At 42.4% G+C, this 21,745-nt stretch carries 24 protein-coding genes and 1 tRNA gene; 7 read left to right on the top strand and 18 right to left on the bottom strand.

Translation table 11 applies throughout. From position 1 onward, the window contains the following. Positions 1–120: 120 nt before the first annotated feature. Positions 121–1,404 (top strand): polysaccharide deacetylase family protein, encoded by a 1,284-nt coding sequence (locus H735_RS15215; RefSeq protein ID WP_020197391.1) that lies wholly within the window; start codon positions 121–123, stop codon positions 1,402–1,404. A gap of 460 nt (positions 1,405–1,864) precedes the next feature. On the opposite strand, the gene H735_RS15210 is transcribed toward H735_RS15215, so the two are convergent. From H735_RS15210 to H735_RS31410, 3 genes are all read right to left on the bottom strand, one after another. After that, positions 1,865–1,949 (bottom strand) — tRNA-Leu (locus H735_RS15210). Positions 1,950–2,213: 264 nt separating this feature from the next. After that, a complete protein-coding gene (locus tag H735_RS15205) occupies positions 2,214–2,477 on the bottom strand; it encodes a hypothetical protein (RefSeq protein WP_020197036.1) in 264 nt (87 codons plus the stop codon). Positions 2,478–2,658: 181 nt separating this feature from the next. Then, a complete protein-coding gene (locus tag H735_RS31410) occupies positions 2,659–2,796 on the bottom strand; it encodes a hypothetical protein (RefSeq protein WP_020197035.1) in 138 nt (45 codons plus the stop codon). A gap of 490 nt (positions 2,797–3,286) precedes the next feature. Between H735_RS31410 and H735_RS15200 the strand changes: the two genes are divergently transcribed. From H735_RS15200 to H735_RS15190, 3 genes are read left to right on the top strand one after another with little or no spacing between them, the layout of a single operon-like run. After that, positions 3,287–4,156 carry a BrxR family helix-turn-helix transcriptional regulator gene (locus tag H735_RS15200; RefSeq protein ID WP_020197033.1) on the top strand — a complete coding sequence of 290 codons (870 nt, stop codon included), beginning with the start codon at positions 3,287–3,289 and terminating at the stop codon, positions 4,154–4,156. Between the two features lie 49 nt (positions 4,157–4,205). Then, on the top strand, positions 4,206–4,391 hold the full coding sequence (locus H735_RS15195) for a hypothetical protein (protein WP_020197032.1): 186 nt from the start codon (positions 4,206–4,208) through the stop codon (positions 4,389–4,391). Beyond that, positions 4,378–5,487 (top strand): LPO_1073/Vpar_1526 family protein, encoded by a 1,110-nt coding sequence (locus H735_RS15190; protein ID WP_202905994.1) that lies wholly within the window; start codon positions 4,378–4,380, stop codon positions 5,485–5,487. The genes H735_RS15195 and H735_RS15190 overlap by 14 nt, the downstream gene beginning before the upstream one ends. 99 nt (positions 5,488–5,586) lie before the next feature. Here H735_RS15190 and H735_RS15185 read toward each other — a convergent pair whose 3' ends face one another. The 6 genes from H735_RS15185 to H735_RS30160 form a co-directional block, all read right to left on the bottom strand. Continuing rightward, the gene (locus tag H735_RS15185) at positions 5,587–7,044 is read right to left on the bottom strand and encodes a hypothetical protein (RefSeq protein WP_020197030.1); all 1,458 of its coding nucleotides are present in this window, start codon (positions 7,042–7,044) and stop codon (positions 5,587–5,589) included. 10 nt (positions 7,045–7,054) lie between these two features. Then, complete coding sequence (locus H735_RS15180) at positions 7,055–7,828, bottom strand: DNA polymerase (protein WP_020197029.1); 774 nt, start codon at positions 7,826–7,828, stop codon at positions 7,055–7,057. A 276-nt stretch (positions 7,829–8,104) separates the two neighbouring features. Beyond that, positions 8,105–8,815 (bottom strand): hypothetical protein, encoded by a 711-nt coding sequence (locus tag H735_RS15175; protein ID WP_020197028.1) that lies wholly within the window; start codon positions 8,813–8,815, stop codon positions 8,105–8,107. 343 nt (positions 8,816–9,158) lie between these two features. Continuing rightward, on the bottom strand, positions 9,159–9,371 hold the full coding sequence (locus H735_RS15170) for a hypothetical protein (RefSeq protein WP_152447657.1): 213 nt from the start codon (positions 9,369–9,371) through the stop codon (positions 9,159–9,161). An 80-nt stretch (positions 9,372–9,451) separates the two neighbouring features. Next, the gene (locus tag H735_RS15165) at positions 9,452–10,069 is read right to left on the bottom strand and encodes a hypothetical protein (protein ID WP_152447656.1); all 618 of its coding nucleotides are present in this window, start codon (positions 10,067–10,069) and stop codon (positions 9,452–9,454) included. A gap of 3 nt (positions 10,070–10,072) precedes the next feature. Then, entirely contained in the window at positions 10,073–10,696 is a 624-nt protein-coding gene (locus H735_RS30160) for a TM2 domain-containing protein (protein ID WP_020197025.1), read from the bottom strand. Between the two features lie 222 nt (positions 10,697–10,918). Between H735_RS30160 and H735_RS15155 the strand changes: the two genes are divergently transcribed. After that, a complete protein-coding gene (locus H735_RS15155) occupies positions 10,919–11,773 on the top strand; it encodes a helix-turn-helix transcriptional regulator (protein ID WP_020197024.1) in 855 nt (284 codons plus the stop codon). A 259-nt stretch (positions 11,774–12,032) separates the two neighbouring features. Here H735_RS15155 and H735_RS15150 read toward each other — a convergent pair whose 3' ends face one another. The 6 genes from H735_RS15150 to H735_RS30155 form a co-directional block, all read right to left on the bottom strand. Next, positions 12,033–12,461, bottom strand: coding sequence for a DUF2787 domain-containing protein (locus H735_RS15150; RefSeq protein WP_020197023.1), 429 nt, complete (start codon positions 12,459–12,461; stop codon positions 12,033–12,035). Positions 12,462–12,533: 72 nt separating this feature from the next. Then, a complete protein-coding gene (locus tag H735_RS15145; RefSeq protein WP_020197022.1) occupies positions 12,534–13,034 on the bottom strand; it encodes a hypothetical protein in 501 nt (166 codons plus the stop codon). A 28-nt stretch (positions 13,035–13,062) separates the two neighbouring features. Continuing rightward, positions 13,063–13,452, bottom strand: a complete 390-nt coding sequence (locus H735_RS15140) for a hypothetical protein (RefSeq protein ID WP_020197021.1) — start codon at positions 13,450–13,452, stop codon at positions 13,063–13,065. A gap of 71 nt (positions 13,453–13,523) precedes the next feature. Further along, complete coding sequence (locus H735_RS15135) at positions 13,524–14,750, bottom strand: tyrosine-type recombinase/integrase (protein WP_020197020.1); 1,227 nt, start codon at positions 14,748–14,750, stop codon at positions 13,524–13,526. A 94-nt stretch (positions 14,751–14,844) separates the two neighbouring features. After that, entirely contained in the window at positions 14,845–15,099 is a 255-nt protein-coding gene (locus tag H735_RS15130) for a hypothetical protein (protein ID WP_020197019.1), read from the bottom strand. After that, the gene (locus tag H735_RS30155) at positions 15,089–16,327 is read right to left on the bottom strand and encodes a hypothetical protein (RefSeq protein WP_152447655.1); all 1,239 of its coding nucleotides are present in this window, start codon (positions 16,325–16,327) and stop codon (positions 15,089–15,091) included. Before H735_RS30155 ends, H735_RS15130 begins: the two co-directional genes overlap by 11 nt. A gap of 558 nt (positions 16,328–16,885) precedes the next feature. Here H735_RS30155 and H735_RS15120 point away from each other — a divergent pair. Then, positions 16,886–17,308 carry a hypothetical protein gene (locus H735_RS15120; protein ID WP_020197017.1) on the top strand — a complete coding sequence of 141 codons (423 nt, stop codon included), beginning with the start codon at positions 16,886–16,888 and terminating at the stop codon, positions 17,306–17,308. Positions 17,309–17,920: 612 nt separating this feature from the next. Here the strand turns inward: H735_RS15120 and H735_RS15115 are convergent. Next, the gene (locus H735_RS15115) at positions 17,921–18,586 is read right to left on the bottom strand and encodes an SDR family NAD(P)-dependent oxidoreductase (RefSeq protein WP_020195880.1); all 666 of its coding nucleotides are present in this window, start codon (positions 18,584–18,586) and stop codon (positions 17,921–17,923) included. Positions 18,587–18,831: 245 nt separating this feature from the next. Between H735_RS15115 and H735_RS15110 the strand changes: the two genes are divergently transcribed. Further along, positions 18,832–19,311 carry an RDD family protein gene (locus tag H735_RS15110; RefSeq protein ID WP_005441982.1) on the top strand — a complete coding sequence of 160 codons (480 nt, stop codon included), beginning with the start codon at positions 18,832–18,834 and terminating at the stop codon, positions 19,309–19,311. A 73-nt stretch (positions 19,312–19,384) separates the two neighbouring features. Here the strand turns inward: H735_RS15110 and lptG are convergent, their stop codons facing one another. Both lptG and lptF read right to left on the bottom strand, forming a co-directional pair. Further along, positions 19,385–20,455: an LPS export ABC transporter permease LptG gene (lptG, locus tag H735_RS15105; RefSeq protein ID WP_005441983.1), complete on the bottom strand. Its 1,071-nt coding sequence runs from the start codon at positions 20,453–20,455 to the stop codon at positions 19,385–19,387. A 3-nt stretch (positions 20,456–20,458) separates the two neighbouring features. Then, the gene (gene lptF / locus H735_RS15100) at positions 20,459–21,559 is read right to left on the bottom strand and encodes an LPS export ABC transporter permease LptF (protein ID WP_009707625.1); all 1,101 of its coding nucleotides are present in this window, start codon (positions 21,557–21,559) and stop codon (positions 20,459–20,461) included. Between the last annotated feature and the right edge of the window lie 186 nt (positions 21,560–21,745).

Below are 21,745 nucleotides of genomic sequence, written 5' to 3'. Positions count from 1 at the left end.
TTAGGTCTAGGATAAAAGCCAACAAAATAACAAAATAACAAAATGTATTAACTTATATTTATAACTATCAATATATTACTACTGACAACGTCATAATTAATTTCTAAAAAGGAATAGAAAATGAAATTAAATAAACTGGCTATGGTTACATTTTTAGGTACTGCGCTATCTCAATTTTCATTTGCCCAAACTGCACCAAAAGGCACGATATATTTAACCTTTGATGACGGTCCTATTAACGCTTCTATTGATGTGATTAATGTGCTTAATGAACAAGGCGTTAAAGGCACTTTCTACTTTAATGCTTGGCACTTGGATGGCATTGGCGATGAGAACGAAGATCGTGCATTGGAAGCTTTGAAACTAGCGCTTGATACAGGGCATGTCGTCGCGAACCACAGCTATGCTCATATGGTGCACAACTGTGTTGATGAATTTGGCCCAACGAGTGGTGCAGAATGTAATGCAACCGGCGATCACCAAATCAATGCTTACCAAGATCCTGTTTACGATGCTTCGACATTTGCAGATAACTTAGTCGTGTTTGAGAGATACCTGCCTAACATCAACAGTTACCCGAACTACCTTGGCGAAGAGCTGGCGCGCTTGCCTTATACCAATGGCTGGCGTATCACAAAAGATTTTAAAGCCGACGGATTATGTGCAACCTCTGATGATTTAAAGCCTTGGGAACCTGGTTATGTCTGCGATCTAGATAATCCATCAAACAGTGTAAAAGCTTCTATCGAAGTGCAAAACATCTTGGCGAATAAAGGATATCAAACGCATGGCTGGGATGTAGATTGGGCACCAGAAAACTGGGGAATCCCAATGCCAGCTAACAGTTTAACGGAAGCAGAAGCATTTCTTGGCTACGTTGATGCCGCCTTAAACAGCTGCGCACCAACAACGATCAATCCGATCAACTCAAAAGCCCATGGTTTCCCTTGTGGTACGCCTTTGCATGCTGACAAAGTCGTGGTCTTAACACACGAATTTCTATACGAAGATGGCAAGCGTGGTATGGGGGCTACGCAAAACCTTCCTAAATTAGCAAAATTCCTTCGAATCGCTAAAGAAGCAGGTTACGTATTCGATACCATTGATAACTACACGCCTATTTGGCAGGTCGGCAACGCATACGCTGCTGGTGATTACGTAACGCATTCTAGCACTGTTTACAAAGCCGTGACAGCACACATCGCGCAACAAGATTGGGCACCATCTTCTACTTCTAGCCTTTGGACCAATGCAGATCCTGCTACCAACTGGGCTCTAAATGTCGCGTATGAAGCAGGCGACGTGGTGACTTACCAAGGTCTGCGCTACCTAGTCAACGTACCGCACGTATCACAAGCAGACTGGACTCCGAATACACAGAACACCTTGTTCACAGCTCTATAGGCTGTTCCTACTATCACCATGTAGTAGTTTGCGCGAGGCATACCCCTCGCGCTTTTTTTGTTTTGAGGATTCAGAAACTTCGAGGCAACGCTTTAAGCTACAGTATCGGCGCACCAACCTGACTGGACAAACGTTCCTGCTGCTAACGCGAAGGCAACGCTAACTTTCTTCCGCTATTTTCAAACACCCAAAACGACAAAAGACCGCTATAAAAGCGACCTTTCTATGTACAGTACCGGAGGGTGAGTTGACTGGGCAGGCACTCCTGACGCCACGCTGGATTTGAATTCACAAAACCTAGATACAACAAAGCCCCGACTTTCGTCGAGGCTCTGTCTTAGAATATGGTATCGGTGGGCGACTTGATTGGACAGGCACTCCTGCCGCCACGCTGGATTTGAATTCACAAAACCCAGATACAACAAAGCCCCGACTTTCGTCGAGGCTCTGTCTTGGAATATGGTACCGGTGGGCGGACTTGAACCGCCACGCCCGAAGGCAACGGATTTTGAATCCGTCGTGTATACCAATTTCACCACACCGGCATCTCTGGGCTATTGCCCTTTGATGGTTGGCATTATACGTAAGCTTTTGACCTGCGCAAGCAGAAAAACCTTAAATAACTATCGTTTGCTGATAATTTCGCCACAAAGTGTGACAAAGGAGATCTCAGCACAGTCCAGTCTGCCATATAACCTGATAAATCAGCGATAAAAGACCATGAATGCACCATGAATCTTTTCGGTCACTTTCGGATTCAAAATCTCGTTGCTTCGGGCGTGAGGTTCAAGCGTCCGATGATGATGGAACTAAACGTTTTGAGATAACCACGTCCATTCATCATCAGTCAACCAACCTGAGTACTCATCAACACGAGAAACGAACATTCTGTCACTTCCATCTAGATAAGGGGAGATCATATCTCGAATCTGTGTAGCATTGTAGTGAGTAGAAATGAGCCATGTAGAGTCCATGATGTGATACCACTTAGAAAAGTTTTTCAAAACTTCATGTACTTTTTCGTATTTCTGACCCGGAGAGTTCAAATCATAACTTACGCAATATACTGCCATCTTAAGATACCTCACTCATTAACATTCAAGAGACTTCATAATAAATAGAAAACAGATTGAATATCGTGGCTTGTTTCCCAAAAAAGTCTCATTGTAAGTAGTTAAGGAGCACTCACCGTGCTTACGTTCGTCGACGACAATGCCCCTCACAGAACGACTAAAAAACATCAAATTTAGTGGTTCAATCTTTCGTCTTTTTATTAACAGGAATTTTAAACATACCGCCGTTTTTGCGTGTTATACGCTTACCTTTGACAGTAATGTAAGGTCTAAAAATATACTCAACATCAGATTCTAACTGTGTATTATCACTAGTCATTACTTGATTTCCTTCTAAGAAAACCACACTAAAACTTGACCTGAGCGATACTTATTGCGTAATCTCCGAGTCGTAGCTAGGTGGCATAGTTTTTTTGAAACAAATGGATTGCAGTCCATATGCGATTTAGTTGCGCCTATACTGGGACAATGAAGTTGCAGCTTCATTGTCCCTCTTCATTTATGCTCTTTCCTTACCCCCTTAAATGGTTCCCCATCCATTTTCACGTCCATAATCTGACCGTTTTCTGCATTTCTTTTAGCCCAAAGACCAGAAGGAAGTTTAAATTGAGAACGCTTTCTCACTGCCCCGATCCGCTTGTTATCACCGTAAGGTCTATTAACCGCCATAATTTTTTGTCCTTAGTTAAAGTATAAAAACCGAACTTCACAGTTCACAAAACACACAATAACATGATCAAAATGATTAGATCAAGTGGTTATTTAGATCTTGTTGTGTAATACTTTCTTTTTGTAAAGGAGAACACACCATGAGTATTGAAGAACTGTCTTTTTCAGTGAGAGAAAGACTGCAATATATCGAGTTTCTACTCCAATTTCGGGGATGGTTATCTCGAAGTGATTTGGTTGATAAATTTGCTATTTCAGCACCTGCAGCCACAAGGGACTTCAGAAAATATAAGGATATAGCACCTGAGAATTTGGACTTTGACGATAGCTCTAAGACATACACCATAAAAGATAGCAGCTTCAAACCTGTCTTTACGATTAGGATTCATGAAGCACTTGGAAAGCTTCGGAATCCAGCATTAGCACTGGCTTTAGGTTTAGGTGAGAACGAAAGCTATTCAGCACCACCTCGCCTATCAATGCCAAAATTGGATGTGTTAATGTCCCTATCACGATCCATAATCAACAAACAGGCATTAAGAATAAACTACCTATCAGTTAAAAACGGGAACTCCGATAGAAAGATAGTTCCTCACTCATTGGTAGACAACGGGCTCAGACTGCATGTAAGAGCTTATGATTATAAAAGGAAAAAGTTTTGTGATTTTGTTTTAAGCCGAATTATAAAAGCAGAGCAACTAGACGAGTTTGTTCCTTTCGAACGAACAAGCACACTAGATTATCAATGGAATAGGTATGTAAGATTAGAACTAGTTCCTCACCCTTGTTCAGAAAATGTATTGAATCCAAAGACGATTGAACGTGATCTAGATATGAAAGATGGTGTCAAAGTTATTCAAGTAAGAGCTGCTGTCGCTGGATATTGGCTTCGTTTATGGAATGTAGATTGCTCTAAAGATGCGTCATTAAGAGGTACTGAATTTCATCTATGGTTACGAAACCATGAAACTCTATATGATGTTGAAAGTGCAAAACTAGCCCCAAAATAATTTTCACACATATAAAACTAAACAAACATAACTACCGAGGATGGGATAAATGGATTGGATTATGCAAAATAAAGAATGGCTATTTAGTGGGGTAGCTATCGCTGTACCTATAGCTGTCCTAAGTTACTTCTTTTCAAATAGAAATAATAAGCAAATACAAAAAGGCGGTAATAATTCAACGAACATCCAAATCGGTAAAAATTTAAACTTAAGGGGAAAACATGATGATAAATAAGAAACTTCAAGAAGGGGGGGATTCGTCAACAAACATTCAAGCCGAACAAATAACTTTAAATGTTGGCATTGATGAAAAAAGAGCTCGAGAAATATACCAAGAGATGAACTTACAACTAAGAAAAGAATATTCTCAGGAAGCATTTGACATCGCCAACATAAGAATAAATGAGTTTGAAAATAGATTAATGCCTAAAATGGAGATAGTAGACGGAGCATTAGAAGCGTTTGCAGACCCAAGCTTTCAACTACTTTTACTTGAAGCACAAAAAACAGCCGCTGCAACAGAAAGACCCGCAGATTATGATTTACTGGCAGAATTATTACTTCATCGTTTTCAAAAAAGAGAAGACAGAATAGTTCGCGCAGGTGTAACCCGTGCCGTTGAAATTGTGGACGAAATTGCAGATGATGCACTACTTGGTTTAACAGTTTTCCACTCCGTTAATACTTTCTTACCTGTAGCTGGTAATATCAATTCAGGACTAGATGCATTAGATAGTTTATTTGGAAAGGTCATGTATAACACTATGCCTACAGGTTCTAATTGGCTTGATCATCTAGACATCCTAGATGCTGTACGATTAAGCCCGTTTGGTGGTTTAAAAAAGATAGAACAATTTTACCCTGAATTATTGTCTGGATATATTGATGCTGGTATAAAAAAAGATTCTGATGACTATTTAAAGGCTGTAGCCATACTTCAATCAAATCAATTACCGAAAGACTTATTGATCGTACATGAACTAAATGAAAACTACGTAAGAATTCCTGTCACAAGAAAAGAACACATAAGTTCTATATTAATATATCATAGAGTATTATATCAAGGAACTCCTGCCGATATACCATTAAAGCTTACGGACATACAAATACAAGCTCTAAACTCTATTTACGATTTATACTCTAACGAGAACACATTGAAGGAAAACAATACAATTCTTTTCATGAAAAAATGGAATGAGAAACATAATTTAAAAGCATTGTCAGAATGGTGGAATAAGATGGATGTTAGCTTTCAAGTAACATCTGTTGGTCGAGTACTAGCCCATGCAAACGCTCAACGATGTGAAAACAAATTACCTCCGTTAGAATAAAATTTTGTCGTCGTCGACAATAACCGTCGACGACGACGCGAACACCCGACAAAAATAGACTAAAACATTTCTGTATACTCGATTTCTATCGCATTGGCGCTACTCCACTAGCATCTTACTCGATACCATAACGAAGCGTTCACTGCCTCGACCAAACTTGAGGTAAATTCCGTTAGCATTTAGGCTTGCCTCCTGACCTTTCAACTTGGCACTTAACGCTCCTGCTCCTTTTGGAAGAAACTGGCTGTTCTCAAAGTCATATAGCTTTTCTAATAAAGCCGATGGTGTACTCTGCCAAGCTTCTCCAGCTCCTAGCGTTTTAACCAGTTTTTGTAGCGCTATCGTTAAGCTATCATCCGCAGTTCCCGATGCCATCAAGGACTTCACATTTTCTGCGTACATTTTTTGAAGCTGAGCCTCTGGTAAATTCAATACAACCTCTAATGCACTCAACCACTTTGCAAAATCCATCATTCTCGCCGAATAGATGACCTTTACACTCTCTAATTCAATAAGAATTTTTGAAGACAACACTAACAAGGCACCAAACAAATCTGGTTTAAGGGCTTCTAAATCGGCTTTTAACTCTTGCTCGGTTCGACGCATCTTTTCAGGCATGGGCTGTAATTTGATGTGAACACAGCGAGAAGCTAAGTCACTTTCTTTTATGTAGTCGTGGATACCATTCAGCACTAGAGGGCTATGCAATTGCAACACCGTAAGTTGAGTATCGGAATAAAGCTCTCTCTTAGCTGTGCTTCCATTGGTTGCGGTCGTACATAAAATGTCACTTTGTTCTTTCGTTAGCGAACGTAAATTATCGAATACCGACAGATACATACTGTTGATGACCAACATAAAGTCATTCATCTTGCGCGTTAACGACAGACCTGACATTGAGCTTGGATCAAGCAGTCCACGCAGCACATTGTTACACGTAAAACTCTTTCCACACCCTTTTTCTCCTTGTATCGCTAAAATGGGATATGGCACACCTCTCGCTTTAGGGTTAGACATCACGTATGTCATATACCCTAATAATAAGAAAAAGGTATTTGTATCTGTATTCACCAAGCTCTTGAATTGTTTGAGCGCTTTTTTGACCCCTCCACTATCAATTTCTACGTTCGGCATCGTCATTGGTAATTGATAAGTCGGGCGCGAGAAGTAAATCCCGTCGTCGACGACGTCAACGAGCTCCACTTTTCCCGCTGAAAGTTTGGCGATAGAACCATTACATAAATCAATCCAAACGGTTTGTTTATCCTCACTCAACGCGTAACGGATCTGAGCCTCGATCACCTCGTCATTCTCAAAAGCGATAGCATCAAACTCTTCGACTAACTCATCAACCTGAGCCTGTTTTAGTCGGAGCCCAATCTGCTTAGCTTTCTGGCGGATAACCTTTTTAAACTTATCCCCTCTGACAGGGATAACTTCTGCAATCCCCTTACTGATATCTAGAAAAACACTACTGTCATTCTTCTTATCTAGCTTAAATTGCGTTGATGGGATTTGCTCTATCACTTTTTTTAATTCATCTTTCTTACTTGTCATTTTTTATTCCTTAAGACAAGGTCATTTCGACCTTTGTTTTTAACTTGAACCCACTCAAGACATCAGCGCTAGCAACCTCAAGAAGCGTTATTGCTTTTTCTACTTCTTCCTCAATGTTGCTCGTTTTCACTTGAATCAGAAATGAGTCATGGTTTGTTAGGAGTAAGGGAATTTTTGCGGCGTCAAAGCCTAAGCAAGCTCGGCGCATAATGTCCGCCCCTGTCGCTTGAATTGACCAGTTTCGCAATGAGTTAAAGGGATCCTTTACATCTATGGCATATCGCCAATCTAGAGACGTTGCGACTTTATTCTGCTGAATAGTTCGACCTATACGATCTAAATATGAACTAATTGGATTCGTTGCCTCTTTTACTTTATTCACCCAACTTCTGACTAAAGAGCTAGGTACACCAAAATCTTCCACTAATCTTTTCTCACTGATCCCGTACAGTTGGGCAATCAATAGCCGTTTAACTTGGGGACGCCCCAACCTTGGGTCGTCCAACAAGCAAGCCAAGTGCTCATAGATATCACCTGCACTGTAAATATCTAAGAGAGCGTTACATCCGGCTAAATGTGCTGCAATAACTGGCTCCTGCTGTTCATAATCCAGCAGTACGTATGAATATTCTTCAGGCGGAAGAAGAAATGATGACCAATATTCTTTAGGTACATAGTTCAATGCTGAACCTATAGAGGTATCCCGCCCTGTTTTCGTGTGAAAAGGGGATACTTGTGGTCTGTGTAACCACGCTCCATCACAGAACGTAAGTCCTGCCAGCATGCCTCCTAACAATTTGGCTACATGCTGACTAACTTTCGAGTTCTTCTTTAAATATTTGTGGATCCTGCGCTCAATGGCATCGCGATTAACTCGAATGCCTTGACGTTTATGGATATGGCTTAAGTGGCTCTCTATACGAGTGATTATGCCTTGTGGGACAGTGGCTAAGGTTAGATGGTTTTGCTTAACGATCTTCTTTAAGTCTGAGCTTTTTTGAAGCTGTACTCTTAAGAAGTAAGGAGTATCAGAAGACAGACTATAACGGGCGAGAACCCTTCATAGGTCAAGATCATCAATGTTTAGCTCACCAAAATCGAACTCTGGTACTTCAACAGTCAAGTTGTCGAATTCACCTTCAAAAAGGTCAGGCTCCTTGTCACTCTCAACTTCTAAGGCTGCTTGCAACTGCGTCGGTTTAGTGTCGACGTCGTCGGTAATCCCCTCGTCGACGACGACAACGTGCTTGCCTGACTTTTCTCGAATCAAAGGATGTTCAGGTGTATCAATGTAGAACTCATCAAAGGTCTGCTGAAACTGCTCTGAAATTGACTCACTACTAGGCTCTTCTACTATCGCTCCTTCTTTCTGGTGATAGACATAAACTTTAGCTTCGTGATCGGTTTTTAGTTCGATAGCCGTACTTTGCGCTAACGTTATAGATTCACGTAACGAGCGTTGCCAAGTATTATTTGACTCCGAACTTAAAATTAGAAACCTTATCGAACCGAATTCGTCGTAAGTAGTAAATAAATCCTTCACTTGATATGCAGACTTCGGTAATAGCTTCGCTGTTTCACTATTTATCAAGTAGGTAAACTTTCTTTCCTCTTCATACTTAGTCATTACAGCTACTGACAATACTTTTTTAGACGCTCTCAATGGTCGTCCCGTTATAGGGCGAGTATTCATGACGTTCTTAGGAAGAATCACTTTCAGCTCTTCAATTTTACTGCTTTCCAAGTTACAAATTTCAAATAGATTGTTCATATATAATGCCTCATCGGTGTTAACGATTCTGTTTAAAATAGGAGCATTTCTAAGCTAAATAGCAAACAGTCCTATAATTAAGTTGTTGTAACTTTTTCAACGAAGTTTTTTATAAAAACAAAGGCTAAAGTGGTGTTGGTATCCATATAGGCAAATGATCCTAGGCTAGCGCACTGAGAGAGCATCTCGCCTGAATCATTAGGAGCAAACTCATATATGTTTGACTTAGCCAGTAAATAAGCCCTATCCACTAACTATCTCCCGACTCCCTGCGCCCAATGTGCGTCCCGATTTTCCACCCAAAAAAAGAAAAAGGGGATCGCTCCCCTTAGATTGCTTATAGCTAGTCAGCCTCTAGAATGTATCCAAGTACGCCACCAAGCCCTGCACCAACCGCTAAACCGATACTCCCAAAAGAACGTCCTATTGCCATGCCCGTTGCTGCACCTTTAATCGCCCCTTTAGTGCTCGGTTTGATTTCAATATCAACATCATCGTTTCGCTTATGTATCTTCACGGCACTGATACCCGTACTCATTAATGACAACACCATCATGCTCCTTTTCTTTGGGTGTAAAAAAGCCCGATAAGTACATACCTATCGGGCGCTCTATTCATTTGCTTATCTGCTTAATCTCACTCTGAGCATTGCGCGGTAAAGCTGTCTTTGTAAACCGTATCTGTCCCCAAGAAACACAGCTCACTATCATTCAATGCCGCCATTTCAAGCATCACTATCTCGTCCACCGTTAAGATGGAACCATTCAGCACAAAGTGTCCTTTGTCTGTTATCACCTTTAAAGCTTCTCCGCCATTCGGTTCAACCGATAACACCTTGGCAGTCAGTTTCCCCGATGTCACATCATCCGTCATTTGATGCTCTGATACCGCGCTCTCACACATCTTATCTATCAACCCCATGGTCATAAGTTGATTCTGCGCTATCTCGTTCATCTCAAACGCGTTGATATTCAATGAGTCATCCTCAAACAGCTCGAACTGAATAAGTCCCTTCACAGGCTTGTCATTGAACTCTAATCCCCCCTCAATATTCACAAAGCTTCTACCCTCTGTTTCAAATGACGCCCAAGACGGAGAAGCGAGAAAGCTATCCACCATCTGCTCTAGTGTGACATTCGGACAAGCATTCAACCTTGCCCCTTTCGCCGCTTTGACTTCTTGTGAATCAAACCAACCTGCTTGTACAGGTAGCGCGCAAGTTAATGCCAGAATTAGGAATGTTTTCTTCATCATGCTCTACCAAATAAACGTAAAAGGTTTAGGTGCGGTTAGGTTGTACTTCTCATCAAAGCGCTCTTGAGACAAGGTCAGTACACGAATAAGCTCCACCAATGCCACTACCGCTGAAACGCCCGGCAGTAGCAAGCAACTCACAAGATACACCAATCCCCATCCCCAACATCCGGCATAGAATTTATGACCACCTACGCCACCTAAAAAGAAGGTCAGCAGTGCCATGGCTAATTTGGTTTTGTTTCTCGATGGGTTGACTGGTGCGGCATCAAAGGCAGGAGGTGAGAGGGTCGTCGACGTCGACGCTCCCCCCAGTAATGCGGAGAGAATTTCCTGCGTCTTCTTATCAACCGCTGAACTGGTATTAAAGCTATCTTTAAAGCCCGATTTTACTGTGACCGAAATCTGACCGTCTTCCATCGCTCTAAAGTGCAACGTCCCTCTCAAGCCAAATGGATTAACGCCATATCGCCATGCCGCTTCGAGTAAACCTGCGTTCAAGTCTTCTGCTTTGATACGACCACCAAGATGAATGAGTACCTGCTGGCAGTGCTGAAAGACCAAAGCATAGTCTCCACTCGTTGTCAGTACTGCGTTGTCTGTTTGTTCAAATACAATGTTTGACATTGCTTGTCTCCTTTAAAAATAAGGTCATGGATATAAGGGAAAGTATTATCTGGCGCACTAAGGACAGGTGGTGTCCAAATGCACCAAGTGGTTGCTTTTACATAGAAAAGTAAGAAAGGCTAAGGCGGATAAAACCTATATCAAATCTAAGTGCGTAACAGGCTCATCCATTTAAAAATCAGACGGACGCAACCTGTCCAAACTGACCGTTACGATGTAGAAATGAGTGATAAGAGTGAAAAGTTAGCCTTTCGATTGAGTGATATCCTGACCCGTTTATTCATGGGTGAGGTGCTTTCTATCGAGCAGCTAATGAGAGATTATCAGGTCAGCGAAAAGACCTTGCGCCGTGACTTCAATGAAAGATTGATTAAAGCGCCGATTGTGCGTGATGCTGAGGGATACAAGTTAGCGCCAACCAGATTGACCATGCCATCCATTCAAAAAGTCATGAGTGATTCCGGACTCTCTAGCTTGCTGCCAAAAAACATCAACATGAGTCAGGTCTATCGTAGTCTCTTGTTTAAGCATCCTCGTATTGAAGATACCGAACATTTTGATTCTGTATTCAATCTACTGGCTCAAGCCATTCGCTCTCAATCTGTCGTGAGTATGATGTACAACCAACAAGCGGTTGATGCTGTCTATCCTTACTTGCTCGTCAATGACCGTGGCATTTGGTATCTGGCAGCGACGCATTTAGGCATTCTCTATTCTTATCGTATGAGTAAGATTACTCAGGTGCTTCAAAGCGCTGAGAAGTACCAACCCGACGCGAAGATACGCGAAGACATCTACCGTCAAGGTATGGAGTGGTTAACCGCAGAAAATGCCGATGTGTTATTGCAAGTCGACCAAGACATTGCCTCTGTGTTTATGGGTGGTGGTGTTCTTCCCAATCAACAGATATTGAAAGAGTTGGCTGATGGCAGTTTGCTGGTCAGTTGTCGAGTGACGAAGTTAGGGGACGTGATACCCACATTAAAAGCTTGGATGCCAAAAATAGAAGTGCTTTCACCCGTAAGCCTCAAGCTTGAGTTAATCCGTGAACTCAATGCTTCTCTTGAGCGTTTATAACAAAAACACCAGTACGAACCACACAAACGGGTTAAATTTAACCTCTCTCCGATTGCAACCGACTTCATCGAATCGCTTCCCTCTGGCTCTCGTCTTCAACGTTTAAGTAAAACGTTGCTGTTAGTTACCCAAATGAAAAAGGCTTCCCATTGTTCCATGACTGACATGGTGCAATAGGAAGCCTTAATTTCACTAGGAAGTGAGCGTGGTATTTTATGGTTCATACATGGTGCTTTCAACGCAAGTTGTGGTTAATGGTCTAGTAAAGAGTGACTTTTATTTCATCAAACACGTCCATGTCGATGTAGCTTAAAAAGTTACTCTCCCATATTGAGTAGAACTCCATCACTTCACTACTTGCTATTGGTAGTTCTGGAACATAGGAAAAGTGGGCAACACCGGAATCAAAGCAGAAATCCACTTCTTTAACCAGCTCAGGAAAAGCCCCGCCACAATATGCAAAGTCCGTGATGTAACTGAAAGCCCATTGTCCTTGAGTTTGTTCAATTCGAATTTCCACTGGATGCCAACCGCCCTCTTCTGCGCTGTAGCTAGTCTCTCGAAAGTTAAACACAACCGCTGTCGTCGTCGACGCCACGCCCTCCTCATTCGCCAGACTGGACAGCTTCTCTTGTAAGTCGATGCTAACAGGCAGCAGCAAACGCTCAACATTAAAAGTTAAGTTCATAATAAAATCTCTTTTTGGTGGTTAAGAATGCACGGTTAGGTCGTGCTCGGTATGAAACGGTAGGATGGTTGGCTATTGGTTATCGGACTCTGGCTCACTAAGCGCCAGCAGTTGCGTTCTCTGTTGGTCAAACTCTGGCGCAACCACATGCAAGAACACGGATGTCTCCGACTTGATGGTTAACCCCATGCCACGAATGCAAGCCGCCAGAAAGCCCGCATTGTTGGCACTGCCCCCTTTGAATACCGTTTTAAATAAGCTGCTCTTAAAGGGTTTATCTTCCTGCTCTGCCAATACATCCAGCACATCCGTCAGTTTTATCCACTCTTTACTGTGCAAACCACCGCCTTCGTTACCGACTAAACGGACATACAACTCACCGTCGACGACGGCGCGACCGATTTCATAAAACACATGGTTGGTGGACTTAGGGCTCAATTTCAATGCTTTCCCCTCCTGTAAAATATGATGGGTAATCTGTGCAACACCCTGAGATTGAACGTCACTCTTTCCTTGCTCTTTTTCATTCAACGTCTCAGGCGCTTTCTGTTTGTTGTTGGTTTTACGAGTCATGCTATTTTTTCCTTATTTCGATGGTGTATTAGATTGAGTCTACGGCTTGAGTGGACAGTCGATTGACCAGTTGAGTTGGGCTAGTAGAGGGTGCCAGCAAGTACACGCCAGCCCCCTCCATCGTGATAATGGCAACGGCTAATATCCACGGACAAGTTTCATCACTGAGTACAAACACCCACTCTGGATAATTCATCACAAAGCGAAGAAAGTGTTGGTCTTCCTCACTTTCAGAAGCAAGTAAAGCGTCCGTATCTGCATGTTCAATGAGGTACAAGGTAGTGCCTACGTCTTGCCAAAATGCGTTCGTTGTCGCTTCATCCCCGAACGGTTCAATCAAATGGTCGAGCAACTTGGCTTTGATGTCGTCTGGGATAGGTAGGGTTTTGATTTCGTTAAAGTGGCGTATCTTTTTCATTTTGCTTGTCCTTAAATGCAGAAAGCCCCCATGCAGATGGACTGCATGGGGGCGTTCATTACGGTTATTTATCAATGGATTTGGCTAACCATATCTGACAACTTAGCGCCAATCTCTCGTCGTCGACCAACGGTAAGCTTGGAGTAACGTCTTGAGCTGGCTAGGTCAGCATGGTTTAGCTGTTTTGCGATATCGTGAAGTGGCACACCTTGGCTGGCGAGTAACGAGCCTACGGTGTGCCTTGCACTATGCAGGGTGATGTTTTCCTTATCGCCTGGAATATCAGGCAATCCCATTTTTGCTTTGATGACTTTCAAAGCATGACGGGCGGGACTGATGGGCTTGCGATGTTTATGTCCTGCAAAGATATAAGGGTTATTGGTCACCTTAGGTATCGAGCGTAGGATATCGACCATAAAGTCACTAAGAAAGAGGGTATGACTTGTGCCGTTCTTGGTATGTGGAATATGAATTGAACGCTCTTGCCAATCAATGTCTGTCCATAAGCGAAAGCGAAGCTCCTTGTCCCTCGCTCCTGTTAAAAACAACAACGCTAGAAATGCCCCTGTTTGCTTATCTTGATAATTGAGCGCATGGGATACGAACGCTTGCAATTGCTGTTCGCTCAAATATCCGGTTCGCACATTATCCACTCGCAGCAAACTCACTTTATCCGCCACTAACGGCGCATCCATCAACTTGTAAGCTTGGCGATTGATGGTTTTCAGCAAAGCCAATACTCGATTAATGGTTGCAAGCGCATAAGGCTTCCCCGTTGTGCTGCTGACTTTACCTTGCATTTCCATCTGAACTTTCACGATGTGAGCCGCTGTCAGTTCATAGATAGGTACATGATGTATCGACTTAACGTGTTGGTTAAATCTGGCAACATCATCTTTCCAACTGCGCTTTTGCTTGGCTAACGGTAAGTACACCTCATTGAAGAAGCGCTCTAGCGTCATGGAAGCGTCAACCTTTTCAGTATCGCGCTCTAACTTCGGGTCAATGCCTTCAAGGATTTGTTGGCGATGTTCTCTCGACACCTTTCTCAGTGTCGATAAGTCTGTTTCAGGATGCTTACCAAGACCGATAGAGGCTTTCTTACCTGTCACTGGACTGGTGTATCGCAAAAGGAAACGCTTGTTACCTGACTTACCGACGAGACAACGAACACCTGTTGGTAATCCGCTATCTTTCATAGCAGACAAGTTAATTTCGTAATCGGTGGATTTAGCGTTGGCAGAATTGGGCTTGAGATTGTTTAGAAATGCAGTGGTGAGACGTTGTGATTTGCTCATTTAACCTCCTGAATGTCTTGGGTTATTCAGGAAGTTAATATGAGTTTCAAGGGTGGTTTATTGCGGTTGTTGTTCACATAAAGATCACCCAGAACTAGCGCTTTTTGTTTCGACCGTACCAATACATAAAAGCGATCAAAATCGCATGCAGTGAAAACACCATAATTGGAATATTAAATAGTGTATTCATTATATTTTGAACAGTCGCAATATCAGAATCATTGACCGATGCTCCAAGACTAACCCAATTTTTAAAAGTCATTGAAGCAAACATCGCAGCAATAAAGAATGCAATATAGACAAATACAACACTCCCCCCTCCGATCCACATTATCAACTTACGACTCATTACTACTCCCTAATATTCCACCATTAGTACCACCAGAATAACCTGACGAACTTCCTACATATCCAGAACTTTCGCCAGAAGCACCAAGGCTTTCTTCAAACTTCCCAGCCTTATCTAATGACGATAGGTTACCTGTGTTAGGAAAACGATTCTTCATCTCGCTAGTCACATCTACCGAAATCATTTCAAAGCTATTACTAACATCAATCATGTACCGTTCTAAAGATGAGGGAATAACAAAATCCTCTGAATACTTAAGACTAAACAGTTCATTGTCAAAAATGCGTGAGCCTGATACTTTTAATGCGTTAACACTGTGCGTTGTACAGTTGTTTCCTGACAAATCGTAATTATCAATAACTCGACCAAATAACTTTGTTGTCTCAGGTGTATCTTTTGCATCAGGGCGTTCAGAACTCCCCTCCCATAACGAATTGAAATGTTTAATCACCTTATCGGGGGGAACATCAAAAATTTTAAAAACTTTTGCTTCCATTCTGTATAGCTGCCGCAATATATACTCATTAGCATAACTTGCTTCCAGCTTGATCAAAACACCTTCACCTACAGCAGGGATTAACCCGACATCATCATAGCGCCCATACGAAAATATTGTAATTTTCTCTGCTTGATGTACGGAGACAAACGTATGCCCTGTACCCTTCGATTCAATCCACAGAAAAACTCCTTGCTCAACTTCACGGTTATTTACGTGCTTTGTGTTTAGTTGGGACATATCCGACGGAATTTGAACAGATTTCATCGCAGCTTCAGCATTAGCTAATTCTTGATTCATAGCTTGAACAGCTAAACGTGAACCGTCAGGTGTTTTAGGCGAAACATTCACAAGGGGATTACGAACCATTCTAGGGTTAACTGCCTTTGCCCTTTCATGCTCATACAAAGCAACGGCTTCATCATAACTCACACCATATTCATTATTCTGCCAAGTCATTGAGTGCCTTGGTGGAAATGGATACCCCTTACCATCATGCGAGATAGGATCAACAACTTTCTTTGGAGTATCTCGATTTACGGGATTACGTCTAATGTGCTGATCTTCTTCACTTTGAGCATGGAACGCTTCAAGAGCCTCATCATAGCTCATTGAAGCATCACGCCAGTACCAGTCATGATGCCTAGGTGGGAAAGGGTAGTTAAAGTCGTAGTGATGTTCTCGCTCTGATTTTAGATCGGGATTCGAGTCTTCCATAGTAAAACGTTTCATTGTTTACTTTTTGATTCATAGCATTATATGAAACACTGACGACCAAAGAGTGCCTAAAGACACAACCCAAACAACGATTAAGCCTGTCGTTTTACCTAAAAATCAAGATTTGTGATGCTAATTCACAGTTTTTAGATTGATAGTTTAATCTCAAGTAATGCTGCAATGAACTAAAGGAAGGCATCTTGAAAACTACGACAAAACGTAGATTGATGAACAATTTCAAAACCAGTTCTTAGCAATGTATTCATTGCTGTGATTTCGTTTAGTTTTATCATAGCCATCGAAGACGAGATTCCTTCAAAGAACCAACCTCCGGCATCAATCTGGATAGTCTCAGGCAGTAGCGACACATCACTACTACCATAAACAAGATTTGAAATTTTCTCTGGTTGGGACACATTGTACTTGGGCAGGTCAGGATTTCTAACAACTTCATGGCGTAAATAGATAAGCTATTTATTCCCACGAATGGTCTGATTTTTCTTGCTTTCAGAGTAACTAGGTTTATCTTATCAGTCACTGTAAAGAAACATTTGCTCAGGAGTCGCGATTAAAATGACAGAATATGCTAAACATGACGATATCGTGGAAATAAGAGAATTAACAAAGCAAGTTACGGATGGAGATAAAAACGCAGGCAGCTTAGTAAAGCAACGTTTAATGAGCAATTCAGCATTATTATCACACTTTACCAATGAAGTAGAAACACTCACAAAAGATAGTGCAAAATTTGATAGTGAAATAGCTGCTATACTCAATGAACAAATTAAATTATTGCACCTTTTGAGTGCTAGCGCTAAGACCGAATCCGACAAACAACATTTATTTCAGATGCAGAATAAATTTGTTGATATGCTTGCAAAACATGTAGAGCAAAGCAAAACGCACAACACCTTGAGAACTGTAAGCAATGTTTTAGGAACTGTTGCCGCCGTTGGATTAACGGTTTACACAGTTAAAAACAAATTATCCGGTTGATCATTTACTTCACTGTACTTTATCTAATTGATACTTATCTTCAATGAAGCATCGCACTCGTTATTTGTCGTAAGAAATTGATTAAAATTACTTACGACCCTTGCCTACGCTTAAAAAACCTCATACCACGCAAAGTCACCATGCTTTGACCATGGTTCTTGGGATACATCAGGCTTGGGAATACTAGAGTTGGAAGGCTTTAGCGTCGTAACGTCGTTGCTTTACTTGGCTTAGAGAAGTGACTTGATAAACAGTAGATGAACCATGTATGTACCATAGTTCAGTATGAAGGTGGTTTATTGCAGACATAAAAAAAGCCGCTTTAGTTAGCGACTTACTGGCAATGCTTGGTGATGATGCTTTTAGTTTTGATTGTAACGACTTGATTTAAAACTTTTTTTGAATCCGTCGTGTATACCAACTTCACCACACCGGCATCTCTGGGCTATTGCCCTTTGATGGTTGGCATTATACGTAAGCTTTTGACCTGCGCAAGCAGAAAAACCTTAAATAACTATCGTTTGCTGATAATTTCGCCACAAAGTGTGACAAAGGAGATCTCATCTTAGCTCGGTCTGCCGTTTCGCTTTGTTGTAATACCACCATTCAGCCCTATAAACGATTAACAGTAATATCCGAAACGTAACCATTACCAATATTAGAAAGCGCACCATGAATCATCCGCGCTGCATCACCTGCACTCATAAAGCTACTGGTGTCTAATGACTTACCGCTCGTCTCCCAAAATTCCGTCGCCATACCCCCGGGATACACAGCGATAATTTTCATTGGTTTGCCTTTTAACTCCATACGAACGGATTCAATCAAACCTTTGACAGCCCACTTCACCGCACAGTACGTCGATTCTTGTGCCTTAGGCTGCTGTGCTGCTGTCGACATCACCATCACAACGTTTACTGGCTGATCTTGATAACGTTTGACCAACTCTCGAAGGATATTAATCGCCGAAGTGAGGTTATTTTCAATCAGCTTTTGAATCTCTTGCGGGTCTTGCTCAGTTAATAAACCAAAATACCCACTTCCCGCACAGTGAATCAGCGTAGAAGGCACTTTAGGCAGCCCATCAAACAAATTCTCGACTTGGGATGTATCAACCAAATCACAACTACGTGTTTGCGCTTTATTGGAGAGATGCTGAGCAAGAGTCGCCAACTTCTCTTCACTGCGTCCGGTTAACAGTGTTTCTTCGCCATGAGCATCATACAACTTAGCTAGCTGCGCACCTAAGCCACTACTCGCGCCAGTAATTACGATCATCTTGTACCTCTATCACGTCATTCGTAATTTCGTTAACTCAGCAAGGTACCGTATGTTTGATGATTTCACAGGCTGGGTGGCGCGAAGTTTGAACTGGATAGCTTTGTTAAGTGGAAGGATGGATATAAAGTGTCTTCTGCTGCGGTGATTTATTCGTAATTAGAGACTCTGTGCGTTAGCTCTCTTTTCACCAACAAGCGGAATCTATATCCTGACGCACAATTTTAAAGGTAAGTGATGGAACTATGACGACTTCTACAACTCTTCCACCAGCAGGCTTCTTTCGTCGATTAGCGGCGTTGTTCTACGACACGCTGATTATCTTGGCGATTGAAATGATGGCTGCTGGTGTTGTAATGGCAATCGTCTTTGCGCTGAATGCAGCAGGATTGCTGAGCTACGGGGAATATGCAGATGCAGCTGACATGCTGGGAAAACATCCTGTACTGAGCCCACTATTTACATTCTACTTGGCGGCAGTCTGGGTATATTTCTTTGTCTTCTTCTGGACACGAGCAGGACAAACCTTAGGGATGCGAGCTTGGAAAATGCAAATTCGTAACAGTAAGGATGGTGCACCAATTACGGTTACTCAGGCGTTAATTCGTTTAGGTACGTCGGGCTTTGGCTTAGCTAACTTGACTGTGCCAATCGATCCGCAAAAACGTGGCTTCCACGACATCTGGGCAAAAACTGAAGTCGTTGTCTTGCCGAAAGCAAAATAACGAAGCCGCGTAAGCAGAATAGAAAAAGGAAGGCACAGTGCCTTCCTTTTTTATGTTTATCGCTTTTGAAAACCTACAACTTCCTTCTAAGCAAGGATACCGCAATTGCTAGGAACACCAAGCTAGGGGCCAATGCACCGAACACTGGTGGAATACCGTATACCAAGGTAAGAGGTCCAAAGAACTCACTGGATATGTAGAAGGTAAAACCTGCAACTACCCCTGAGAGCACCCTTGCGCCCATGGTGACACTACGCAATGGACCGAAAACAAACGACAGCGCCATCAACATCATTACCGCAATAGAGAGCGGTTGAGATAGCTTGCGCCAAAATGCCAGTTCATAACGTGAAGCATCTTGCTCTGACGCTTTTAAATAGGTCACATAGTCATACAAGCCACTTAATGAAAGCTCTTCTGGTTTCACCGTTACCACCGCCAACTTATCTGGCGCTAATGAGGTGTGCCATTCCATCTGCTCTAAATCACGCTTGGTAATGACGTTTTCATTTTCCATATCGGTGATTTGAACATAACGCATCAACCAATTGTTATCTTGTTGGTAGTCGACTTCTTCTGCGAAGATAACTTTGTCTAAGTTCTTATCTTCATCGAAACGCCACATGTTCAAGCCGTAGAGTTTGTCGTCTTCTACTTTACCGATAAAAATGAAGTCATTGGCATCACGAGCCCATACCCCAGCCCGAACGGATACAATACTACCGCCAGATAGAGCAAACGCACGTAAATCACGAGCCATCTTTTGCGCCTCTGGTGCGCCCCATTGACCGAGCGTCATAACGATAAGCATCAATGGTACGGCCGTTTTAAGCACCGATAAGCCGATGTCCAACTTAGAGAAACCCGCCGCTTGCATTACCACAAGCTCAGAGCTTGATGCCAGCATGCCCAAGCCAATCAAAGCACCCAGTAGCGCGGCCATTGGAAAGAACATTTCGATGTCGCGAGGAATACTCAAAAGAACGAAGTAAAGCGCATGCATTAAGTCATAAGCACCACGGCCGACTTTACGCAACTGCTCTACGTATTTGATGATGCCCGACAAGCCAACGAAGGTCGCCAGAACCAAGGCAGTGGTAGAGATGATCGTTCTACCGATGTAAAGGTCTAAGAGTTTAAACACAGCTTACGCGAGCCTCTTCTTGCGGAATTTATCTTTCATTCGTCGAACAGGAACGCTGTCCATCATGTTTGCCAAAATAGCCACTATCAACAACATTGCATTGATCGGCCACATACCTATAGCTGCAGGAATCGCACCATCCTCTAACGCCGATTTCGTTGCACTGATTGCAAGGAAGTACGCAAGGTAAATCAAGATGGCCGGTCCCATTTTAGCGAAACGCCCCTGACGTGGGTTAACTGCGGATAAAGGAATAACCAGCATCGTTAATAGTGGAATACATACGAACAATGAGATACGCCATTGCAGCTCTGCTTGCGCTTCAGGATCTGGATGGCCAATCAAGTCCGCCGTTGGGTATGCTTCCCAGTCGCGTCCTTTTTGCTTCACCTCACGTTGGCCAATCACACCTTCGTACTGATCAAACTTAGTCACCATGTACTCAACGCGAGTCGGCACACCTTCATAACGCGTCCCCTCATGCATGGTGATGATCTGACGGCCATCCGACAATTCTTTCACTTCACCCGAAGAAGAGAACATCACGCTAGGCAAAATAGAATCACGTGGGCGCATCTGTGCTACAAACACGTTACTTAACGTGCTGTCTTTAATGTCATCGATGAAAACAACCGAAGAACCATCTGGCGTGCCTTGGAACTGACCTTTCTTTAGTAGATCAACGCTGTTTTCGGCAGCGACTTGTTCATAAAGCTGCTCTACGCGGTCTTGCGACCAAGGTGATAGCCATAATGCGTTAAACGCCGCAACACCAGAAGTAATGATCGCCAAATACAACGCCGCTTGTACTAGGAATTTATTCCCAATACCTGTCGCGTTCATCACCACGATTTCACTTTCTGCATATAAACGACCAAACGTGATCAATATGCCGATGTACAAACTCAATGGCAGCATTAATAGCCCCATTGCTGGCATGTTTAAACCAACAATTGAGAAAATTAATCCAGCAGGAATATCCCCGTCCGAAGCGTCAGCAAGAACACTGATAAACTTCTGACTCAAAAACACCAAAAAAAGCACGAAGAAAATCGCAAATTGGCTCTTGAGTGTTTCGCGGATCAAATATCTAACAATAATCACGCTGAAATTACCTATACAAAACTTGTTTTTTTGGTCGAATCACTATAGTTTCCCGTTGAACCATTTATTTTTTAAAAATTATAAACTAGATGTTAGCGCTTAAATCAGCTCTGTTGGTAAGACCTGAGCTTAAATTCAACAAGTAAGCGATCATTATCTAACATTTAGAGCAATTTGTCTTCAGGA

It is taken from the genome of Vibrio owensii CAIM 1854 = LMG 25443, assembly GCF_000817815.1.
Taxonomy (GTDB): domain Bacteria; phylum Pseudomonadota; class Gammaproteobacteria; order Enterobacterales; family Vibrionaceae; genus Vibrio; species Vibrio owensii.
Note: the sequence above shows the minus strand (reverse complement) of the source record. Positions and strands in the feature narration are given on the sequence as shown.